Origin of the sequence: Auritidibacter sp. NML130574, from assembly GCF_003185725.2 — a bacterium.
Taxonomy (GTDB): domain Bacteria; phylum Actinomycetota; class Actinomycetes; order Actinomycetales; family Micrococcaceae; genus Auritidibacter; species Auritidibacter ignavus.
This window is the reverse complement of record NZ_CP031746.1, coordinates 2,615,006-2,629,827: the sequence shown is the minus strand read 5'-3', so window position 1 is coordinate 2,629,827 and position 14,822 is coordinate 2,615,006. Positions and strand designations below refer to the sequence as shown.

13 protein-coding genes are annotated in these 14,822 nt (G+C 60.0%); 4 read left to right on the top strand and 9 right to left on the bottom strand.

Annotated elements, in window-relative coordinates; genetic code table 11:
- Positions 1-6 precede the first annotated feature (6 nt).
- Both DCC27_RS11940 and DCC27_RS11935 read left to right on the top strand, forming a co-directional pair.
- Positions 7-1,431 (top strand): TrkH family potassium uptake protein, encoded by a 1,425-nt coding sequence (locus DCC27_RS11940; protein WP_110110233.1) that lies wholly within the window; start codon positions 7-9, stop codon positions 1,429-1,431.
- Entirely contained in the window at positions 1,431-2,105 is a 675-nt protein-coding gene (locus tag DCC27_RS11935) for a TrkA family potassium uptake protein (protein ID WP_110110232.1), read from the top strand. The genes DCC27_RS11940 and DCC27_RS11935 overlap by 1 nt, the downstream gene beginning before the upstream one ends.
- Before the next feature lie 41 nt (positions 2,106-2,146).
- Here DCC27_RS11935 and proC read toward each other — a convergent pair whose 3' ends face one another.
- The 6 genes from proC to DCC27_RS11905 all read right to left on the bottom strand — a co-directional run bounded on the left by proC (position 2,147) and on the right by DCC27_RS11905 (position 10,470).
- Entirely contained in the window at positions 2,147-2,995 is an 849-nt protein-coding gene (proC, locus tag DCC27_RS11930) for a pyrroline-5-carboxylate reductase (protein WP_208392142.1), read from the bottom strand.
- Positions 2,988-3,920 (bottom strand): sugar phosphate isomerase/epimerase family protein, encoded by a 933-nt coding sequence (locus tag DCC27_RS11925; protein ID WP_369859708.1) that lies wholly within the window; start codon positions 3,918-3,920, stop codon positions 2,988-2,990. Before DCC27_RS11925 ends, proC begins: the two co-directional genes overlap by 8 nt.
- Before the next feature lies 1 nt (position 3,921).
- Positions 3,922-4,959 (bottom strand): Ppx/GppA family phosphatase, encoded by a 1,038-nt coding sequence (locus DCC27_RS11920; RefSeq protein WP_110098002.1) that lies wholly within the window; start codon positions 4,957-4,959, stop codon positions 3,922-3,924.
- Between the two features lie 57 nt (positions 4,960-5,016).
- A complete protein-coding gene (gene topA / locus DCC27_RS11915) occupies positions 5,017-7,767 on the bottom strand; it encodes a type I DNA topoisomerase (protein ID WP_110098003.1) in 2,751 nt (916 codons plus the stop codon).
- A gap of 88 nt (positions 7,768-7,855) precedes the next feature.
- The gene (locus tag DCC27_RS11910) at positions 7,856-9,535 is read right to left on the bottom strand and encodes a methyltransferase (protein WP_233487900.1); all 1,680 of its coding nucleotides are present in this window, start codon (positions 9,533-9,535) and stop codon (positions 7,856-7,858) included.
- On the bottom strand, positions 9,532-10,470 hold the full coding sequence (locus tag DCC27_RS11905) for a rhodanese-related sulfurtransferase (protein WP_110098004.1): 939 nt from the start codon (positions 10,468-10,470) through the stop codon (positions 9,532-9,534). Before DCC27_RS11905 ends, DCC27_RS11910 begins: the two co-directional genes overlap by 4 nt.
- A 92-nt stretch (positions 10,471-10,562) precedes the next feature.
- Between DCC27_RS11905 and DCC27_RS11900 the strand changes: the two genes are divergently transcribed.
- Together DCC27_RS11900 and DCC27_RS11895 are read left to right on the top strand one after the other, a co-directional pair.
- Positions 10,563-11,321, top strand: coding sequence for a GNAT family N-acetyltransferase (locus DCC27_RS11900; RefSeq protein WP_158278511.1), 759 nt, complete (start codon positions 10,563-10,565; stop codon positions 11,319-11,321).
- A 119-nt stretch (positions 11,322-11,440) separates the two neighbouring features.
- Positions 11,441-13,813 carry a DEAD/DEAH box helicase gene (locus tag DCC27_RS11895; RefSeq protein WP_246840102.1) on the top strand — a complete coding sequence of 791 codons (2,373 nt, stop codon included), beginning with the start codon at positions 11,441-11,443 and terminating at the stop codon, positions 13,811-13,813.
- Here the strand turns inward: DCC27_RS11895 and DCC27_RS11890 are convergent.
- From DCC27_RS11890 to DCC27_RS11880, 3 genes are all read right to left on the bottom strand, one after another.
- Positions 13,707-14,108, bottom strand: coding sequence for an Rv3654c family TadE-like protein (locus DCC27_RS11890; protein WP_110110230.1), 402 nt, complete (start codon positions 14,106-14,108; stop codon positions 13,707-13,709). The genes DCC27_RS11895 and DCC27_RS11890 overlap by 107 nt on opposite strands.
- The gene (locus DCC27_RS11885) at positions 14,105-14,479 is read right to left on the bottom strand and encodes a TadE family type IV pilus minor pilin (protein ID WP_146206804.1); all 375 of its coding nucleotides are present in this window, start codon (positions 14,477-14,479) and stop codon (positions 14,105-14,107) included. Before DCC27_RS11885 ends, DCC27_RS11890 begins: the two co-directional genes overlap by 4 nt.
- A gap of 115 nt (positions 14,480-14,594) precedes the next feature.
- Positions 14,595-14,810 carry a DUF4244 domain-containing protein gene (locus tag DCC27_RS11880; RefSeq protein WP_110110229.1) on the bottom strand — a complete coding sequence of 72 codons (216 nt, stop codon included), beginning with the start codon at positions 14,808-14,810 and terminating at the stop codon, positions 14,595-14,597.
- Positions 14,811-14,822: the final 12 nt, after the last annotated feature.

Below are 14,822 nucleotides of genomic sequence, written 5' to 3'. Positions count from 1 at the left end.
GTCGCTATGATTCATCAACGCTCCGGTAGGTTCCCCACCCAGCAGGACCGGGAGTATCCCGCACGAACCATCCCCGGATACTCCACCATGCGTGGCATGGTCTCCTCCTTACTTGTGCTGTCTCCAGCACGGGTAGCCATCGGGCTGTTCATGCTGGTCATTCTGGTTTTCACCGCACTGCTGTCGTTGCCGGTCGCGGCAGCCAACCATCGTCCGACCGCGCTCAACGATGCCGGGTTCACTGCGGTCTCGGCGATCACAGTCACGGGGCTGTCCTCGGTCAATACCGCAGAACACTGGTCATTGACCGGACAAATTATCATTCTGATCGCCATCCAAGTCGGTGGCATTGGGGTGATGACCATGGTCGGGATGCTCGCGATGGCCGTGTCAGAACGGATCGGACTCAGCTCGCGATTGCTGAGTATGCAAGCAACCGGCTCATCCAGCATCGGTACGACCCGCAGACTGGTTCTAACCGTCCTGGTCACCACATTCGCCATTGAGACTGTTGTCGCCGCGGTGCTGATTCCCCGATTTATTGACTACACCGACGATGGGCTTACCGGCATCTGGTACGGCATCTTCTACGCGATCTCTGCTTTCTGCAACGCCGGATTTTCGCTTCACCCGATGGGATTAACGGCCTACGCACATGACCCGTGGATCATTCTCACCGTCTGTCTCGGCGTGATCATCGGGTCACTGGGAGCCCCCACCCTGCTGGTCCTGCAACAGGTGATGAGACGTCGCGCGCGACTGAACCTGCACGCCAAGCTCACCTTGTGGGCCACCGGAATTCTCTTGATAGTGGGTTTTATCGGGTTCGGTCTGTTGGAATGGAATAATCCGGATACCCTGGGTGAGTTCAACACGATGGAAAAATTCCAAACCTTGGTGGTTTCGACGGTGATGCCTCGCTCGGGAGGTTATGCCGTCTATCCGGTCGAAGAGCTCACGCCGGCCTCCATGTTTTTGATGTATGCCCTGATCTTTATCGGAGGCGGATCCGGATCCATGGCCGGAGGTATCAAAGTCACCACCTTGGCGGTGCTGTGTTTAGCCATTGTCGCCGAGGCCCGCGGACGTCAACATGTGACGGTCTTCCATCGCACCATTCCTGCTGATACCATCCGAGTGGCGATTGCACTGCTGGTCGGTTCCGGAGTCGCGGTGCTGACAGCGATGATTGTGCTGTCGGTATTGACTGGCGCCAGTGTGGAGCAGGTGGGTTTTGAAGTTCTCTCGGCTTTCGGAACCTGCGGGCTGTCCACCGGTCTGTCGGAGCAGGCCCCGGCCTGGGGGCAACTGGTGCTGTGTGTGATGATGTTCCTCGGCCGGGTCGGTACCATTACTTTCGCCGCCGGGCTGGCAACGCGCCATGCCCCCACGCTGTATAACTATCCCGAAGAAAGGCCCGTGATCGGCTGATGTCTCCTAAACGCACCATTGATTCCCACGCCCCCGTGCTGGTGATCGGTTTGGGCCGTTTCGGCGCCGCCCTGGCGCTGGAATTGACCGCGCGGGGCCAAGAAGTCATGGCCGTTGACCGTGATCCGGTTTTGGTGCAGAAATACTCGCCCGCGTTGACTCACGTGGTCCAGGCCGATACGACCGATCCGGAAGCGTTGGAACAGCTCGGTGCCACCGAGTTCGACATTGCTGTGTGCGGTATCGGCACGTCGATCGAGGCCTCGGTGCTGACCACGGTGAATTTGGTGGAGCTAGGCATCGATAAAGTCTTAGCCAAAGCGGTCACACCCTCGCACCGGACCATTTTGGAACGGATCGGGGCCTCCCGCGTCATTTTGCCGGAACAAGATGCCGGCGAGCGCACCGCACACCTTTTGACCGGGACGATGATGGAGTTCATCGAGTTCCGTGGTGGCTGGGCTATTGCGCAAATGCAGGCCCCCGAACGAATCACACACAAACCACTGGTTGATGTGAAGACCCGCTCGCGGTACGGGGTGACCATTGTGGCCTATCGTCGCAACTCCGGTACCTACACCACAGCCCTGCCGGAGACGGTGCTACGCACCCGGGATGAGCTCATTGTGGCCGGTCCGATCGAAGACCTTGAGAATTTCGCCGACCGATCTTAGGCGGCCGGGACCGGGACGAGCGGTTCTGTCGTGAGTTAACCTTAGGAGTTGGCGATCTGCTCGCTGCGGGCAATATTGGCGTGCACAGCCGTCACCAGCAACTCCTGAAGCCCAGAGTCATCCATGGCATTCACCGCAGCTTCGGTGGTACCTCCCGGGGTGCAAATCTGGTCGGTGAGCGCCTTGGGGTCGGCTCCGTCTTCACCCAGCATCGCCCCCGCACCGGATACGGTCAAACGCGCCAGCTCCACCGCGGTCTCAGGGTCCAGGCCGAGCTGGGCACCAGCCTGGGCCAGCACATCGGTGATATGGAAAATGTACCCCGGCCCGGATCCGGCAATGGCAGCAACCAGGTTGATCTGGTCTTCGGGCACATGGAAGACACGCCCCGAACCGGAGAAAATCGCCTCCGCTTGGGCCAGCCCTCGGTCAGTGACCGCCTGATTACCGGCCATACCCACCACGCCTTTGCCCAGGGTCAGCGGTAGGTTCGGCATGCACCGCACCACCGGCTGGTCGGCTCCGACGGCCTCGGTGATCGCCTGCAGGGTGATGCCTGCAGCCACCGAGACCACGACAGCCCGGTCCGGCAGAGCTGGTGCCAGGTCGCTGAGGGTGGGCACAATATCGGCCGGCTTGGTCCCGACCAGTACCACGTCTGCCTCAGCCACGGCTTGGCGGTTAGCTTCGGGGTTGCTGTCCAGGGAGACGACAGTGATGCCCAGTTTCTCGCTTTTGGCGGTAGCGCTGGCGATAGAGTGCGTGGTGGCCTGGATGGCCGCCGGCGCAGCGCCGGTGGCCACATAGCCGGCCACAATGGCGGTGTTCATATGACCCAGTCCAATCACGGCTAGTTTCACATCGGCGGGCTGGTGTGCTGCGTTAGTCATCGTCACCTCGGGGCATTTTTCTTTGGTGGTTGGAAATAATCTGCATTGGTTGGGTCTGAGCCTGTTCATGAAGTGAGGCGATGTGCTGGCCGTTGCACTGCCCTGTGGCCTGAGCTTGGCACTGGGCAGTTTGCCCGACGGCCAGGTGGAAGCGAGTGAATCTCAGGGCCTCGGCAAGCATTTCTTCACGTTCCCCGGCATAGGAGACTTTACGGGTGGAAACCTCGACGCAGGCGGCTCCGTCCCATCCGGTGGCTCCCAGATACTGCAGGCATTCGGCCACCGGTTGTTCACCCTGGCCCGGAATCAAGTGGGAGTCTCCGGCACTGGTGGTCCCATCGGTGACGTGGACATGTTTCAGCCGCGACCCGAGCAATTTGAAGACCGCCAGCGAGTCGGCGTCAGAGATTCCAGCGTGGGAGAAGTCCCACGTGATGTGGTCATAATCTTCCGGGGTGGGGTCCCAGTGCGGCAGGTACATTTTGATTTCTTGCCCGGAGACCTTCCAAGGGTACATATTCTCCACCGCAATCATCACCCCGGTGGCATCCATGATGTCGCGGATTCCGTCTTTGAAGCCTTTGGCGTAGCGCCCCTGCCAGCGGAAGGGCGGATGAGCAACCACGATATCAGCACCCAGTTCGCGGGCCATGTCGGCCGAGCGGGCAATTTTGTTCCACGCCGAGCCCCAGACTTGTTGGGTGAACAGCAAGGTCGGGGCGTGAATCGAATGAATGGGCATGGAGTATTTTTCCGACAGTTGGTCTAGTTTCCTCGGGTCTTGCGTCCACGAGTTTTGGGTGACCATGATTTCTACGCCGTCATAGCCCAAATCTTCGGCCATTCCGAAGACGTGTTGTGGCGGGAGGGCAAACACTGAGGAAGACGATAGCGTGACGGGTATGGGCGCCACGTCGGCCGGAATCTCAGGCACTGACAACCCCCAGCGAGAACCCGGGAGTTTCGGCACCAGAGGAAAGATTCAGCGAGCCCACCCACGGGTCCAGATCACGACCGACGACGCCTTCCATCAACAACGCGTCGAGCCGTCCCATCATTAACCCTTCGCGCAACGCCCAGGGGCAAATCACCAAGCGTTTGACGCCGAAGTATTTCATCGCCGCATGGGCCACCATGCCTCCGGCCAAAACCTGCGGGGCCCGGATTTCGGACACGCCGGGCAACTGGGCTCGTTGGTCGACCGTCATCTTCGACATTTTGCCGATCCAATACTTCAGGTCTTTGCGCTTCAGCGTCCGGGTGACAAAGGGACCTTCCGAGCTGGGTGCGGCCCCGGCGACACGAGCCAAGGAACGGAACGTCTTGGAGGTGCCGGTCACCACAGTGTGCTCGGGCATCTGAATCGAATCCCCCAAATGTCCCAGTGTGTCGTCTAAAACCGCCTCAATGTGGCCGGAGAGCTTTCTGAGTTGCTTGCCTTTCGGCGGGTCCGAGGACAGAAATTCACGGGTTAACCGGGCTGCACCCAACGGGACCGAGACTGCACGGGAGGGCAACTCATCGGTGCCATAGGCAATTTCGAAGGAACCGCCACCGATGTCAAAGTTCAGTAGGTGTTCCACGTGCCAACCTTGCCAGCGCCGGACGGCGAAATATGTCATCGCTGCTTCTTGGTCGCCACTGAGTTCGGCCAGATGCACTCCGGTTTCGTCGGTGACTTTGGCCAGGACCTCTGGGCCGTTGGCCGATTCACGGATCGCCGAGGTACAAAAGGCGATCATGTCTTCTGCACCGTTGCGCTGAGCAAAGCTCACCGCCTCCCGAATGAATAACAGAAGCTTGTCGACACCTTCGGTAGTGATCGCACCCTGGTCATCGAGATGCCGGATCAACGACAGTTGTTGCTTGTGATCAGCGTAGGCGTTGGGGCGAGCTCCGGGGTGAGCGTCGACTAAAAGCAGATGAACTGTATTGGATCCAATATCCAGTACTCCAAGGCGCATGCTTCTAGCCTACTCTCTCTGCGGCGGCCGCCGGTGAGCTAGGTGGGTGAAGCCCTACTAGCTTTTGGACGCGGTGGTCTTTTTCCGCGGTGAACGCTTTTTCTTTGCCGGGGCTTTCGCACGCTTATCGCTGAGCAACTGATAGGCCTGCTCTGCGGTGACCGCCTGCGGATCGGTACCGCGTGGCACTGTGACATTGGTGGTACCGTCGGTGATGTAGGGGCCGAAACGGCCGTCCTTGACCACCACCTTGCCACCGGAGTTCGGGTCCTCCCCTAGTTCGGCCAGTGGTGGCTTGGCTGCACCACGTCCGCGCTTTTTAGGCTGGGCATAGATCTTTTCGGCTTCTTCGAGGGTGATGGTAAACATCTGCTCCTCGGTTTCCAAGGACCGAGAATCAGTACCCTTCTTCAAATACGGACCAAATCGGCCGTTCTGGGCGGTGATCTTGGTCCCATCGTCGGCAGTACCCACCACGCGTGGCAATGAGAGCACCGTGAGGGCATCCTCCAAGGTCACCGTGGCCAAGTCCATCGATTTCAGCAAGGACGCGGTCTTGGGCTTCGGTCGTTTGGGCTTCTTCTTCGGTTTGGGCTTGCCGTTTTTATAGTATTCGGTCGGCTGAGCGTCAATTTCTTCCTGGGTTGGTTCCGGAATCACTTGCGTCACATAGGGCCCGTACCGACCGTCCTTGGCGGCAATCTCATACCCAGACTCAGGGTCCACGCCCAGGATCCGCTCCGACGGGGCGGCGTTATCGATCAAATCCCGGGCTTTGTCCGCGGTGAGCTCGTCCGGGGCCAAATCCTCGGGAACATTGACCCGTTCGGGGTCGGTCCCTTCGGAGGCATCAGCCGGTAGCGCCTTTTCCAGATAGGGCCCGTAGCGTCCGACTCGCAGGGTGATGTCATCGGTGAGATGTACCGAGTTCACCGCACGAGCATCAATATCACCGAGATTTTCCACGACAGATTTCAGTCCGTCGGCGGCTTGGTCATCGTCGGTCTGGGCAGCGTGTTCGGCACCGAAGTAGAACGCTTCCAGCCACGCAGCCCGCTCCATTTCCCCAGCCGCGATCTTATCCAAGTCATCTTCCATCCGAGCGGTGAAGTCATAATCCACATAACGGTCGAAGTGTTCTTCGAGCAACCGGATTACCGAAAAGGCGGTCCAGGAGGGCACCAGCGCGGTGCCTCGTTTCTTGACGTATCCGCGATCCATGATGGTCGAGATTGTCGGCGCATAGGTGGAGGGTCGACCGATCTCGCGCTTTTCGAGTTCGGCCACGATCGAAGCTTCGGTGTATCGGGCCGGCGGGGTGGTTTCGTGGCCGTTGGCAGTGACCTCAGAGGCATCCAGGTGCTGACCAACACTGAGATCCGGTAGCCGCACTTGTTGTTGCTGGTTGGACTCGTCCTGGCCCTCTTCATAGGCCGCCAAGAAACCGGGCACGGTAATCACGGTGCCGGAGGCGCTGAACTCTGCTACTCGCGGGGTATCTTCAGCGGAGCTAGCCTGCAACTTCACGGTGGCGGTATACCCGGTGGCATCGATCATCTGCGAGGCCACGGTGCGCTTCCAAATCAGCTCATAGAGCCGGTATTCGTCGCCGGAGAGCTGGGAGGAGACCTGGGCAGGAGTGCGGAAGTGGTCCCCAGCTGGACGGATCGCTTCGTGGGCCTCCTGGGCTGCGGTGTTCTTGGAAGTGTAGTAGCGCCGAGTCTCGGGCACGGAATCTTGGCCGTAGAGTTCGGTGGCTTGTCCTCGGGCGGCGTTGATGGCTTCGGTGGACAGCACCACCGAGTCAGTACGCATATAGGTAATGAACCCGTTCTCATAGAGTCGCTGGGCCACCTGCATGGTCACCCGTGAGGAGAACCGCAATTTACGGGAGGCTTCTTGTTGCAATGTGGAGGTCGTGAACGGGGCGGCGGGACGACGCCGGTACGGCTTATCCTTCACCGAAGTCACCCGAAATTCGGCATCGGCCAGTCCTTCGGCCAGAGCAGTAGCCGAGGATTGGTCCAGGTGCACGACCTGGTCTGTGGCCGAGGATTTGAGCTCACCGCGATCGGTGAAGTCACGGCCGGTGGCGACCCGTCGATCATCAACGGCACTCAGTCGGGCGGTAAAGGATTCCTCGCTCTGGGTGGCGAACTGACCGTCAATGTCCCAATAGCCGGCCGGGATGAATGCCATCCGTTCCCGTTCTCGCTCCACGACCAGGCGGGTGGCCACCGACTGCACCCGTCCGGCCGAGAGCCCAGGGGCGACTTTACGCCAAAGCACCGGAGAAATTTCGTATCCGAACAATCGGTCCAGAATGCGACGGGTTTCTTGAGCATCGACCAGGTCGTGGTCGATCTCCCGGATATTGTCTAAACCGCGGGCCACACCTTCTTTGGTGATTTCGGTAAACGTCATCCGGTAGACGGGAACCTTGGGCTTGAGCACCTCGTAGAGGTGCCAGGCGATAGCTTCCCCTTCTCGGTCGGCGTCAGTGGCCAAGTAGAGGTCATCGGCGTCTTTGAGCAATTTCTTCAGCTCGGTGACCTTTTTCTTCTTATCCGGGTAGACCACGTAATAGGGTTCAAACCCATTCTCGGTATCGACCGCGAATTTTCCGTAGTTGCCCTTTTTCAGTTCGGCCGGCAGGTCCGAGGGACGCGGGAGATCTCGAATGTGACCAGCTGAAGCATCCACAACCCAACCGTCACCTAAATATTTGGCGATCGACCGAGATTTCGCCGGGGACTCCACAATCACCAAGTGAGTACCGCCGGTGGTCGGGGATGACTTCTCTGGCACGAGGTTCCTCCAATAATTTCCCAGGCATGACGCCAACTAATGCACTGACAGGCACACTACCCGGAATGTTTGTGACTATCCGATTATTTCAATTCTCACCACGGCTCTGCGTCTGCTCGTCACGGTTTGTGACGGAATCACCGTCATCCGCTAAGACGACGAACCCTTCGACGATCAGCTGTGCAACCGCCCGTTCTAATGCGGTACTGGCGGTCTTGTCCAGGCCTAAGAGCCCCGAAACCGCCGCAAAGATCTGGCGCAAGCTCAGTTGCCCATCTGCTACCGACAATACCGCAGCCGTTGCTGTGTCCAGAATGGCAGTCCGCCCGAAGCCGGCACCCTGCCGGGCCATGATAACCTCTGGATCCTCAGCCCCAAAGTGTTGATACCGTTCTTCGGTCACATGGTACGGGACCCGGGCGTGGCGTTGCGTCCAGTCGGTGGTTTGCAGCGTGTCCCAGGCCTTCACAGCCTGAGTCCATGCCCGCCCCACGGGCTGGTGCACCTCACCCTGATATGACTCGAGCCGGCGTAACGGGGTCGCTGCCCCGGTAGTCCGTCGCCGCAGACGCACCCAACCGAAACCGATCCCGGTCACGGATCGCTGAGCAAAATCGGTGAGGTAGCGACGATATCCGCTGGCAAACAGGGCCGGATCCAGCTGGTCAGAGGAATCGGCCAACCAGGTTTCGGCATATCCAGCCGGATCTTGCTGATCGCGCTGAATCACCCAGGCGTCCACGAGCACAGCATCCGAGCCGGAATCGGCCGGTGGGCCGGGTAACCACTGGCGGATCCGAGTGTCCCACTGCTGGTCGTGATGAATTTCCCAGTTGGCCATCAACACCGCGGTCCCACCGTCGGTCAGTGCTGTCGGAAGTTCTTGGATAAGTTGTTCGGTCACCGCGTCCCCGGTGGCGCCGGTTTGCCGATAGGTATGTTCTGCACCGGCAGGGCCGCCGGCGGGTGCAATCACAAAGGGCGGGTTAGAAACGATGAGATCAAACCGCTGTTCGGCCACCGGCTCGAGCATTGATCCGTTGCGCAGAGTCAGGCGGTGCTGCGGGTGTGCTGGATCAACGCCCAACATCGACGCGTTCAGGAGGACATTGAATAAGGTAAAGGCCAACGCTCGGTCGGAAATATCAGTAGCGGTAACGTGCTGGACGTGGTCCAACAGATGAAAGGTCTGCACCCCGCACCCGACTCCAAGATCCAGGGCGGTGGCCACCGGTTCGCGCGGAACGAGCCCCGCCAAGGTCAGCGACGCCCGACCTGCGCCCAGCACGTGTCCGCCCGGTAGGGGCTGGCGTAGTTGCAACGCGGTCTGATCGCTGGCCACCCAGAGCTGTCCGGGACGATCAGCGTCGTAGACGGACAGGTCCACGCCCGGCACGAAGCGCCCCTCCACGACGGTGCCCAGCCCCAGCTGCACTGCCCCGGCAACACCCAGGGTCGGCAAGGCAGCCTCGAGATACTCGGTGGCCACGGCATCGCCGAGCATCCACACGCTGATGACCGCCGCCAAACCCTGTTCCGGGCTGATCTGCTCTGTCGAGTTTTTCAGCATCGTCTCCACCACGACACGGGCGGGTTCTGCCTGTTCTCGGTCCAAGGCCGCAATCGCCCACGGCCCCAGCAACTCGGCGATGGGATCAGCCCGGTAGTTGACCTGGTCAAGGTCTGCCGCCAGCGCACCGATCAGGTCCCGGTCGGCCCGTGGTGTTGTCGGCATCGGCCCCAGGGCCGGCTGCTTCGAGTGAGTCATGCTGAAGACTCCTGCGAGTCCTCAAAGGTTGAGGCGCAGACCTCACAGATTCGGTCGGGGTGGTTTGCCTCGCACTGGTCGCACACCACCTGCAAGTGCCGGCATCCGGGGGCGTGACAATTCCGTAGCTGACTCGAGGGTTGCTCGCACAAGATGCAGTGCCCGATGGTTTTGGCTGCTGAGGAGAATTCGGTGTGCATCCGCTGGTCGAAAACATACAGCGAGCCCTCCCACAGGCCACGGTCAGCGAAGGCCTCGCCATATTTCACGATGCCACCATCGAGTTGGTAGAGGTTCTTAAATCCACGGTTGGCCATCAGCACGGTCAACACCTCGCACCGGATCCCCCCGGTGCAGTAGGTGACCACCGGCTGATCTTTGAGATGATCATACTTACCGGAGTCGAGTTCGGCCACGAAGTCACGGGTCGTGTCCACATCGGGCACCACCGCGTTTTTGAACCGACCAATCTCGGCCTCAAACCGATTGCGACCGTCAAAAAACACCACGTCTTCTCCGGCCCGCTTCTGGTTCTCCACCAGCTCGTGGAGCTGTTGCGGTGAGAGATGTTCAGCAGTGCCGACCACTCCCTGGTCGTTGACCTCAATTTCATCGGGAGCATCAAAGGCCACCAGCTCGGGACGAACCTTGACCGAAAGGCGCGGAAAATCCTCATCCGAACCATCCGACCATTTCACGGTCAACGATGTAAACGGCGCATACTCCCTGGTGGCTTTCACATACGCCTTCACGTCTCGAATGGGTCCGCCCACGGTGCCGTTAATGCCGTGTTCAGAGATAATGATGCGACCGGTGAGCCCCAATGACGCACACAGGGTTCGTTGCCACAGTTGCACTGCTTGCGGATCGGGAATCGGAGCAAAATGATAGTACAGCGCGATCTTGGTCTGGGGGCTAGCGGATACGGAACTCACATGTCTCAGGGTAAGACACAACGACAAATCTTTTCATCTCAAGTTGATTACGTGTGTGGGCCTGGCCGGCCCTGCCAGGTATGCTTAATGTCATGGCTATCTCCTCATCGCTGACTGACGAACTTGTCACCAATTGGCTGACAGGGCGCGCCCGTATCCGGAACCACCACCTGACGTCCCACGGAGAAATCCACGCTGCGTTGCGACCGGCCATCTCTGATGATGCGACCGAAGACTTGTGGGAGTACGTCATCGCGAACACCGACGACCACGTATTGAATACTGTGGCCGATGAAATCAAACAGCACCCCACCCGTCGTTTGATCGTTGCTTCCGATCTGCCCGCGCAACCTGAGCCCGCCGAGGCCGCCGCTCAACGCCTGGCTGAAAAAACCGGCCTGAAGGCCATCGGTGTGGGTGAGAAGCTGATGGTCACTGACATGGCCAGCCACGATGTGGAAGAACCTGTTGTCCCCGACGAGTTCATCGCCGATGTCCGTCGGCAGGACGGGTGGTACTCACTGAGCTTTATCACCACCGACGAGCACCCCACCGGTCCGGACCACACCGCCGCTCGCGGACGTGTGGGTGTCGTCGGTCAACACGCCGTCTTTGACCGGATCTGGACCAACCCCGAGTTCCGTCGTCAGGGACTGGGCTCACTGGTGATGCGCTACCTTGGCTCCCTGGCCTTGGAAGAAGCCGTCGAAGAAGGCCTCCTCATTGCCGGGGCCGATGGTCAGGCACTGTACAAGCACCTGGGCTGGACTCCGCTCGCCGACGTGGTGGTGTTAGCTCACCCTGATGTCTCCGATGACCATGTTCAGACTCACGAGCATTTCCAGGTCTAGGAGCACACAGGATCCACCCGCTCGACGATCCCGACTCCGCTGACCGCGATCTGTCTGGTTGCCCGGATAGTGCTGGGCAGGCGGCAGAACGTCTTGCGCTCAATCAGCTGCGAGAGGCCTTGGGATATTCCACAGTGCCGGCCCAGTTCGTCCACGGTCGTTACATTCCCGCACGCGAACCAACTTATGCCCACTGGCCACAGGGTATTGCTGAAGCGGTCCGTGAGGCCTTTGCACACCGCGGGATTCACCGCCCGTGGTTACACCAAGCTCAGGCCATCGAGATAGCTCTCGGGTCTGAGCACACCATTCTGGCCACCGGAACCGCCTCGGGAAAATCATTGGCATACCAGGCCGTGGTGGCTTCCAGCGTTCTCGCGGACCCGACAGCGACGGCACTGTATCTCGCTCCAACCAAGGCGCTGGGTGCCGACCAATTGGTGTCCTGGTCCCAGCTGGCAGATCGTCTCCGGGCCGGCTTACGCCCTGAAGCCTACGACGGCGATACGGATCCGCAGACTCGACGGTGGGTACGCGACCACGCCAATATTGTGCTCACGAACCCGGACATGTTGCATCTTGGGATTTTGCCCCAGCACCACCAGTGGACCCGGTTTTTCCGGCGATTGCGGTGGGTGATCATCGACGAGGCCCACTCCTATCGCGGCGTATTTGGTTCTCATGTGGCGGTAGTGTTGCGCCGTCTGCGCAGAGTCTGCGCTCACTATCACAACACCGACGTGCATTTCATCGGTGCCTCTGCGACCTCCTCGGATCCCGCGACGAGTTTCGCAGAACTCATTGGCGCACCGGTGCGAGCAGTCACCTGTGATACATCCGGGCACGGCGCCGTCTCAGTGGGCTTCTGGGAGCCCGAATTCTCCGATGACACCGGAGAACACGGTGCTCAACGGCGTCGTTCGCTGATCTCTACTGGAGCAGACTTTCTCACTGATTTCGCCATCCAGCAGATTCGATCCATGGCCTTCATCCGTTCCCGTCGCGGGGCGGAGGCCATGGCGCAATCGACCAAGCGGCAGCTCAGCGAGGTAAAGACGGATCTTGTCTCGCGGGTAGCAACCTACCGCTCTGGACTCTTGCCGGAGGAAAGGCGCGAGGTGGAACAAGCCTTAGACAATGGGAAACTCCTGGCGGTGGCCACCACGCCCGCTTTGGAACTTGGCATTGATATTTCGGGGCTGGATGCGGTGATCATTACCGGTTGGCCTGGCACCCGCGCCAGCTTTTTCCAGCAACTGGGACGTAGCGGTCGTAGCGGTCAAGATTCTTTGGCTATCTATGTGGCCGGTGAGGATCCGCTAGATACCTTCCTGGTGCATCACCCGGAACGAATTTTCGACATTGGGGTCGAAGACGTGGTTATTGATCCCACGAACCCCTATATTCTCGGTCCACACCTGTGCGCGGCGGCCGCTGAACTTCCACTCACCCCCGAGGATCTGCCAGATTTTGGTCCCGAAGAACACGTTCACCGCCTCCTTGAGGACCTCACCGCAGAAGGCTATCTGCGGCGCCGTCCCGCCGGCTGGTTCTGGACCCACCCCGACCGGCCGGCCGCAACGATCGGGTTGCGCGATATCGGCGGAGCACCGTTGGAGATCGTCGACGAAGAGACCGGCACCGTTTTAGGTACCATCAGCGCCGAACAATCACATTCCCAAGCCCACCCCGGAGCGGTGTATGTTCACCAGGGGCGCACGTGGCTGGTCACCGTCCTCGATGAGGACAACGGGGTAGTGCTCGTCGTTCGTGCTGAACCCAATTTCTACACCCAGGCTCGAGAAACCACACAGGTCGCGATTCTCAACACGCTCGAACAATTCGTTCCGGACTCGGCGACACAACCAACCCGACTGACCTGGAACCTCGGCAACGTCAAGGTCACGACCCGAGTCGTGTCCTACCAGCGGCGAGAAGTGATCACTTCTCAAATACTCGGAGAAGAACCACTCGAACTGTCCGCACAAGAGCTGTTCACCGAAGCGGTGTGGTTTTCCACAAGCTCCGACGAGCTGATCGCCGCAGGGCTGACCACCGACCGGATGCCTGGAGCATTACACGCTGCTGAACATGCAATGATTGGTATGTTGCCACTGGTGGCCTCCAACGACCGGTGGGATATCGGAGGGGTCTCGATGGTGTTGCACCCGGACACCTCCCAACCCACGGTCTTTATCTACGATGGATACCCCGGTGGGGCGGGATTCGCTCGTCGTGGCTTTAACACGGCGCGGATGTGGGTCAAGGCCACCCGTGACGCAATTCTGGCCTGTGAATGCGAGCAAGGATGCCCTTCCTGCGTGCAATCACCTAAATGTGGGAACCGTAACTCGCCCTTGGATAAACCCGGGGCCGTGGCAGTACTCACTCATCTGTTGCGGTACCTGCCATCATCCGGTCAGGGCCAGCCCGTGATTCCGCTGTTGCGACCAACCCGAGGGACCCGGAACCGGCGACGAGCTCATTGGTAACCGAGACCCGCACCGTATCGTCGGATTCCCACTGGCAGGATTCCATCCTGACGTGATGGCGAGCTGCGGTCTGTTCGGCAATCTGACACGGTTCGCTTGGAATCAGTGACCGGGCAGCATCGGCGGCAGCCAAGGCTGCTAGGTCTGCGACCGCAGCCGCCCGCGAGGAAGCGACCGTGGCTTGGACGAGCATCAACCCTCCTATAAGCAGTGTGGCTAAACAGCCGATGATGCCAACCACCACAACGGTGCCAGAACCCTGCTGGTCGTCCCATGACGCTGGTGGGGTGTTCATGGGGAAATCACCCACTGATACGGTGCATGAGCACGAGCTTCCAACGTGCCGATGTTGAGCCAGCCAACCGGACCCGGGGTGGGCCTCGACACGGTAACGCTGGCCCACGAACCGGAGATCTCCTGCTGGGCGGAGGCCTGGCTTCCCGCCATCCGCGATACGGTAGCTGTCACCCCATCGGCGGGCTCCCCACGGGCCAGTTCTCGAGCTGCCGCGGCGGCAGCTTGCTCGAGCCGAACTTGTTGGACACCGATCACCACGGCGTTGACCAGCATCGCCGCCACTATCATGGCCACTGGGAGCACCACCGCGAATTCCGCGGTCACCGACCCAGTATCACGGCCTACTCGGTATCTAAATGTCTGAGACATCGTCGTCCCTACCTTCCGGGCCACATCGTGGCTGGTTGTCAGATGGAGCTATGGTGGCCGGGTTGCCGTGGCACTCACCGGTGAATGCCACGGCAACCCGATTCACACGGCCGTTTTAGAACTGCAAGGCCTGCTCAACCAGACCATTCAGCAGGTCTTGGACGGCCCCACCCGAGAGAATGACGGCCAGCAAGCCGGCGAATCCTACGGCGGCGAGCATCACGATGCCGTATTCGGCGGTTTGAGCTCCAGATTCGTCGCTGAGATCAACCTGAAATTCCTGGTCGGAAACAGCGGCAGTGTCGTGCGAGGACAAGATGTGGTCGCTCATGACAAGCTCCTT

What these genes read in the sequence shown, in the direction of transcription:
- DCC27_RS11885 (WP_146206804.1), bottom strand. Translation starts at nt 14,479, where the DNA reads ATGTCTCAGACATTTAGATACCGAGTAGGCCGTGATACTGGGTCGGTG.
- DCC27_RS11910 (WP_233487900.1), bottom strand. Translation starts at nt 9,535, where the DNA reads ATGACTCACTCGAAGCAGCCGGCCCTGGGGCCGATGCCGACAACACCA.
- DCC27_RS11940 (WP_110110233.1), top strand. Translation starts at nt 7, where the DNA reads ATGATTCATCAACGCTCCGGTAGGTTCCCCACCCAGCAGGACCGGGAG.
- DCC27_RS11890 (WP_110110230.1), bottom strand. Translation starts at nt 14,108, where the DNA reads ATGAACACCCCACCAGCGTCATGGGACGACCAGCAGGGTTCTGGCACC.
- DCC27_RS11935 (WP_110110232.1), top strand. Translation starts at nt 1,431, where the DNA reads ATGTCTCCTAAACGCACCATTGATTCCCACGCCCCCGTGCTGGTGATC.
- DCC27_RS11880 (WP_110110229.1), bottom strand. Translation starts at nt 14,810, where the DNA reads ATGAGCGACCACATCTTGTCCTCGCACGACACTGCCGCTGTTTCCGAC.
- DCC27_RS11920 (WP_110098002.1), bottom strand. Translation starts at nt 4,959, where the DNA reads ATGCGCCTTGGAGTACTGGATATTGGATCCAATACAGTTCATCTGCTT.
- proC (WP_208392142.1), bottom strand. Translation starts at nt 2,995, where the DNA reads ATGACTAACGCAGCACACCAGCCCGCCGATGTGAAACTAGCCGTGATT.
- DCC27_RS11900 (WP_158278511.1), top strand. Translation starts at nt 10,563, where the DNA reads ATGGCTATCTCCTCATCGCTGACTGACGAACTTGTCACCAATTGGCTG.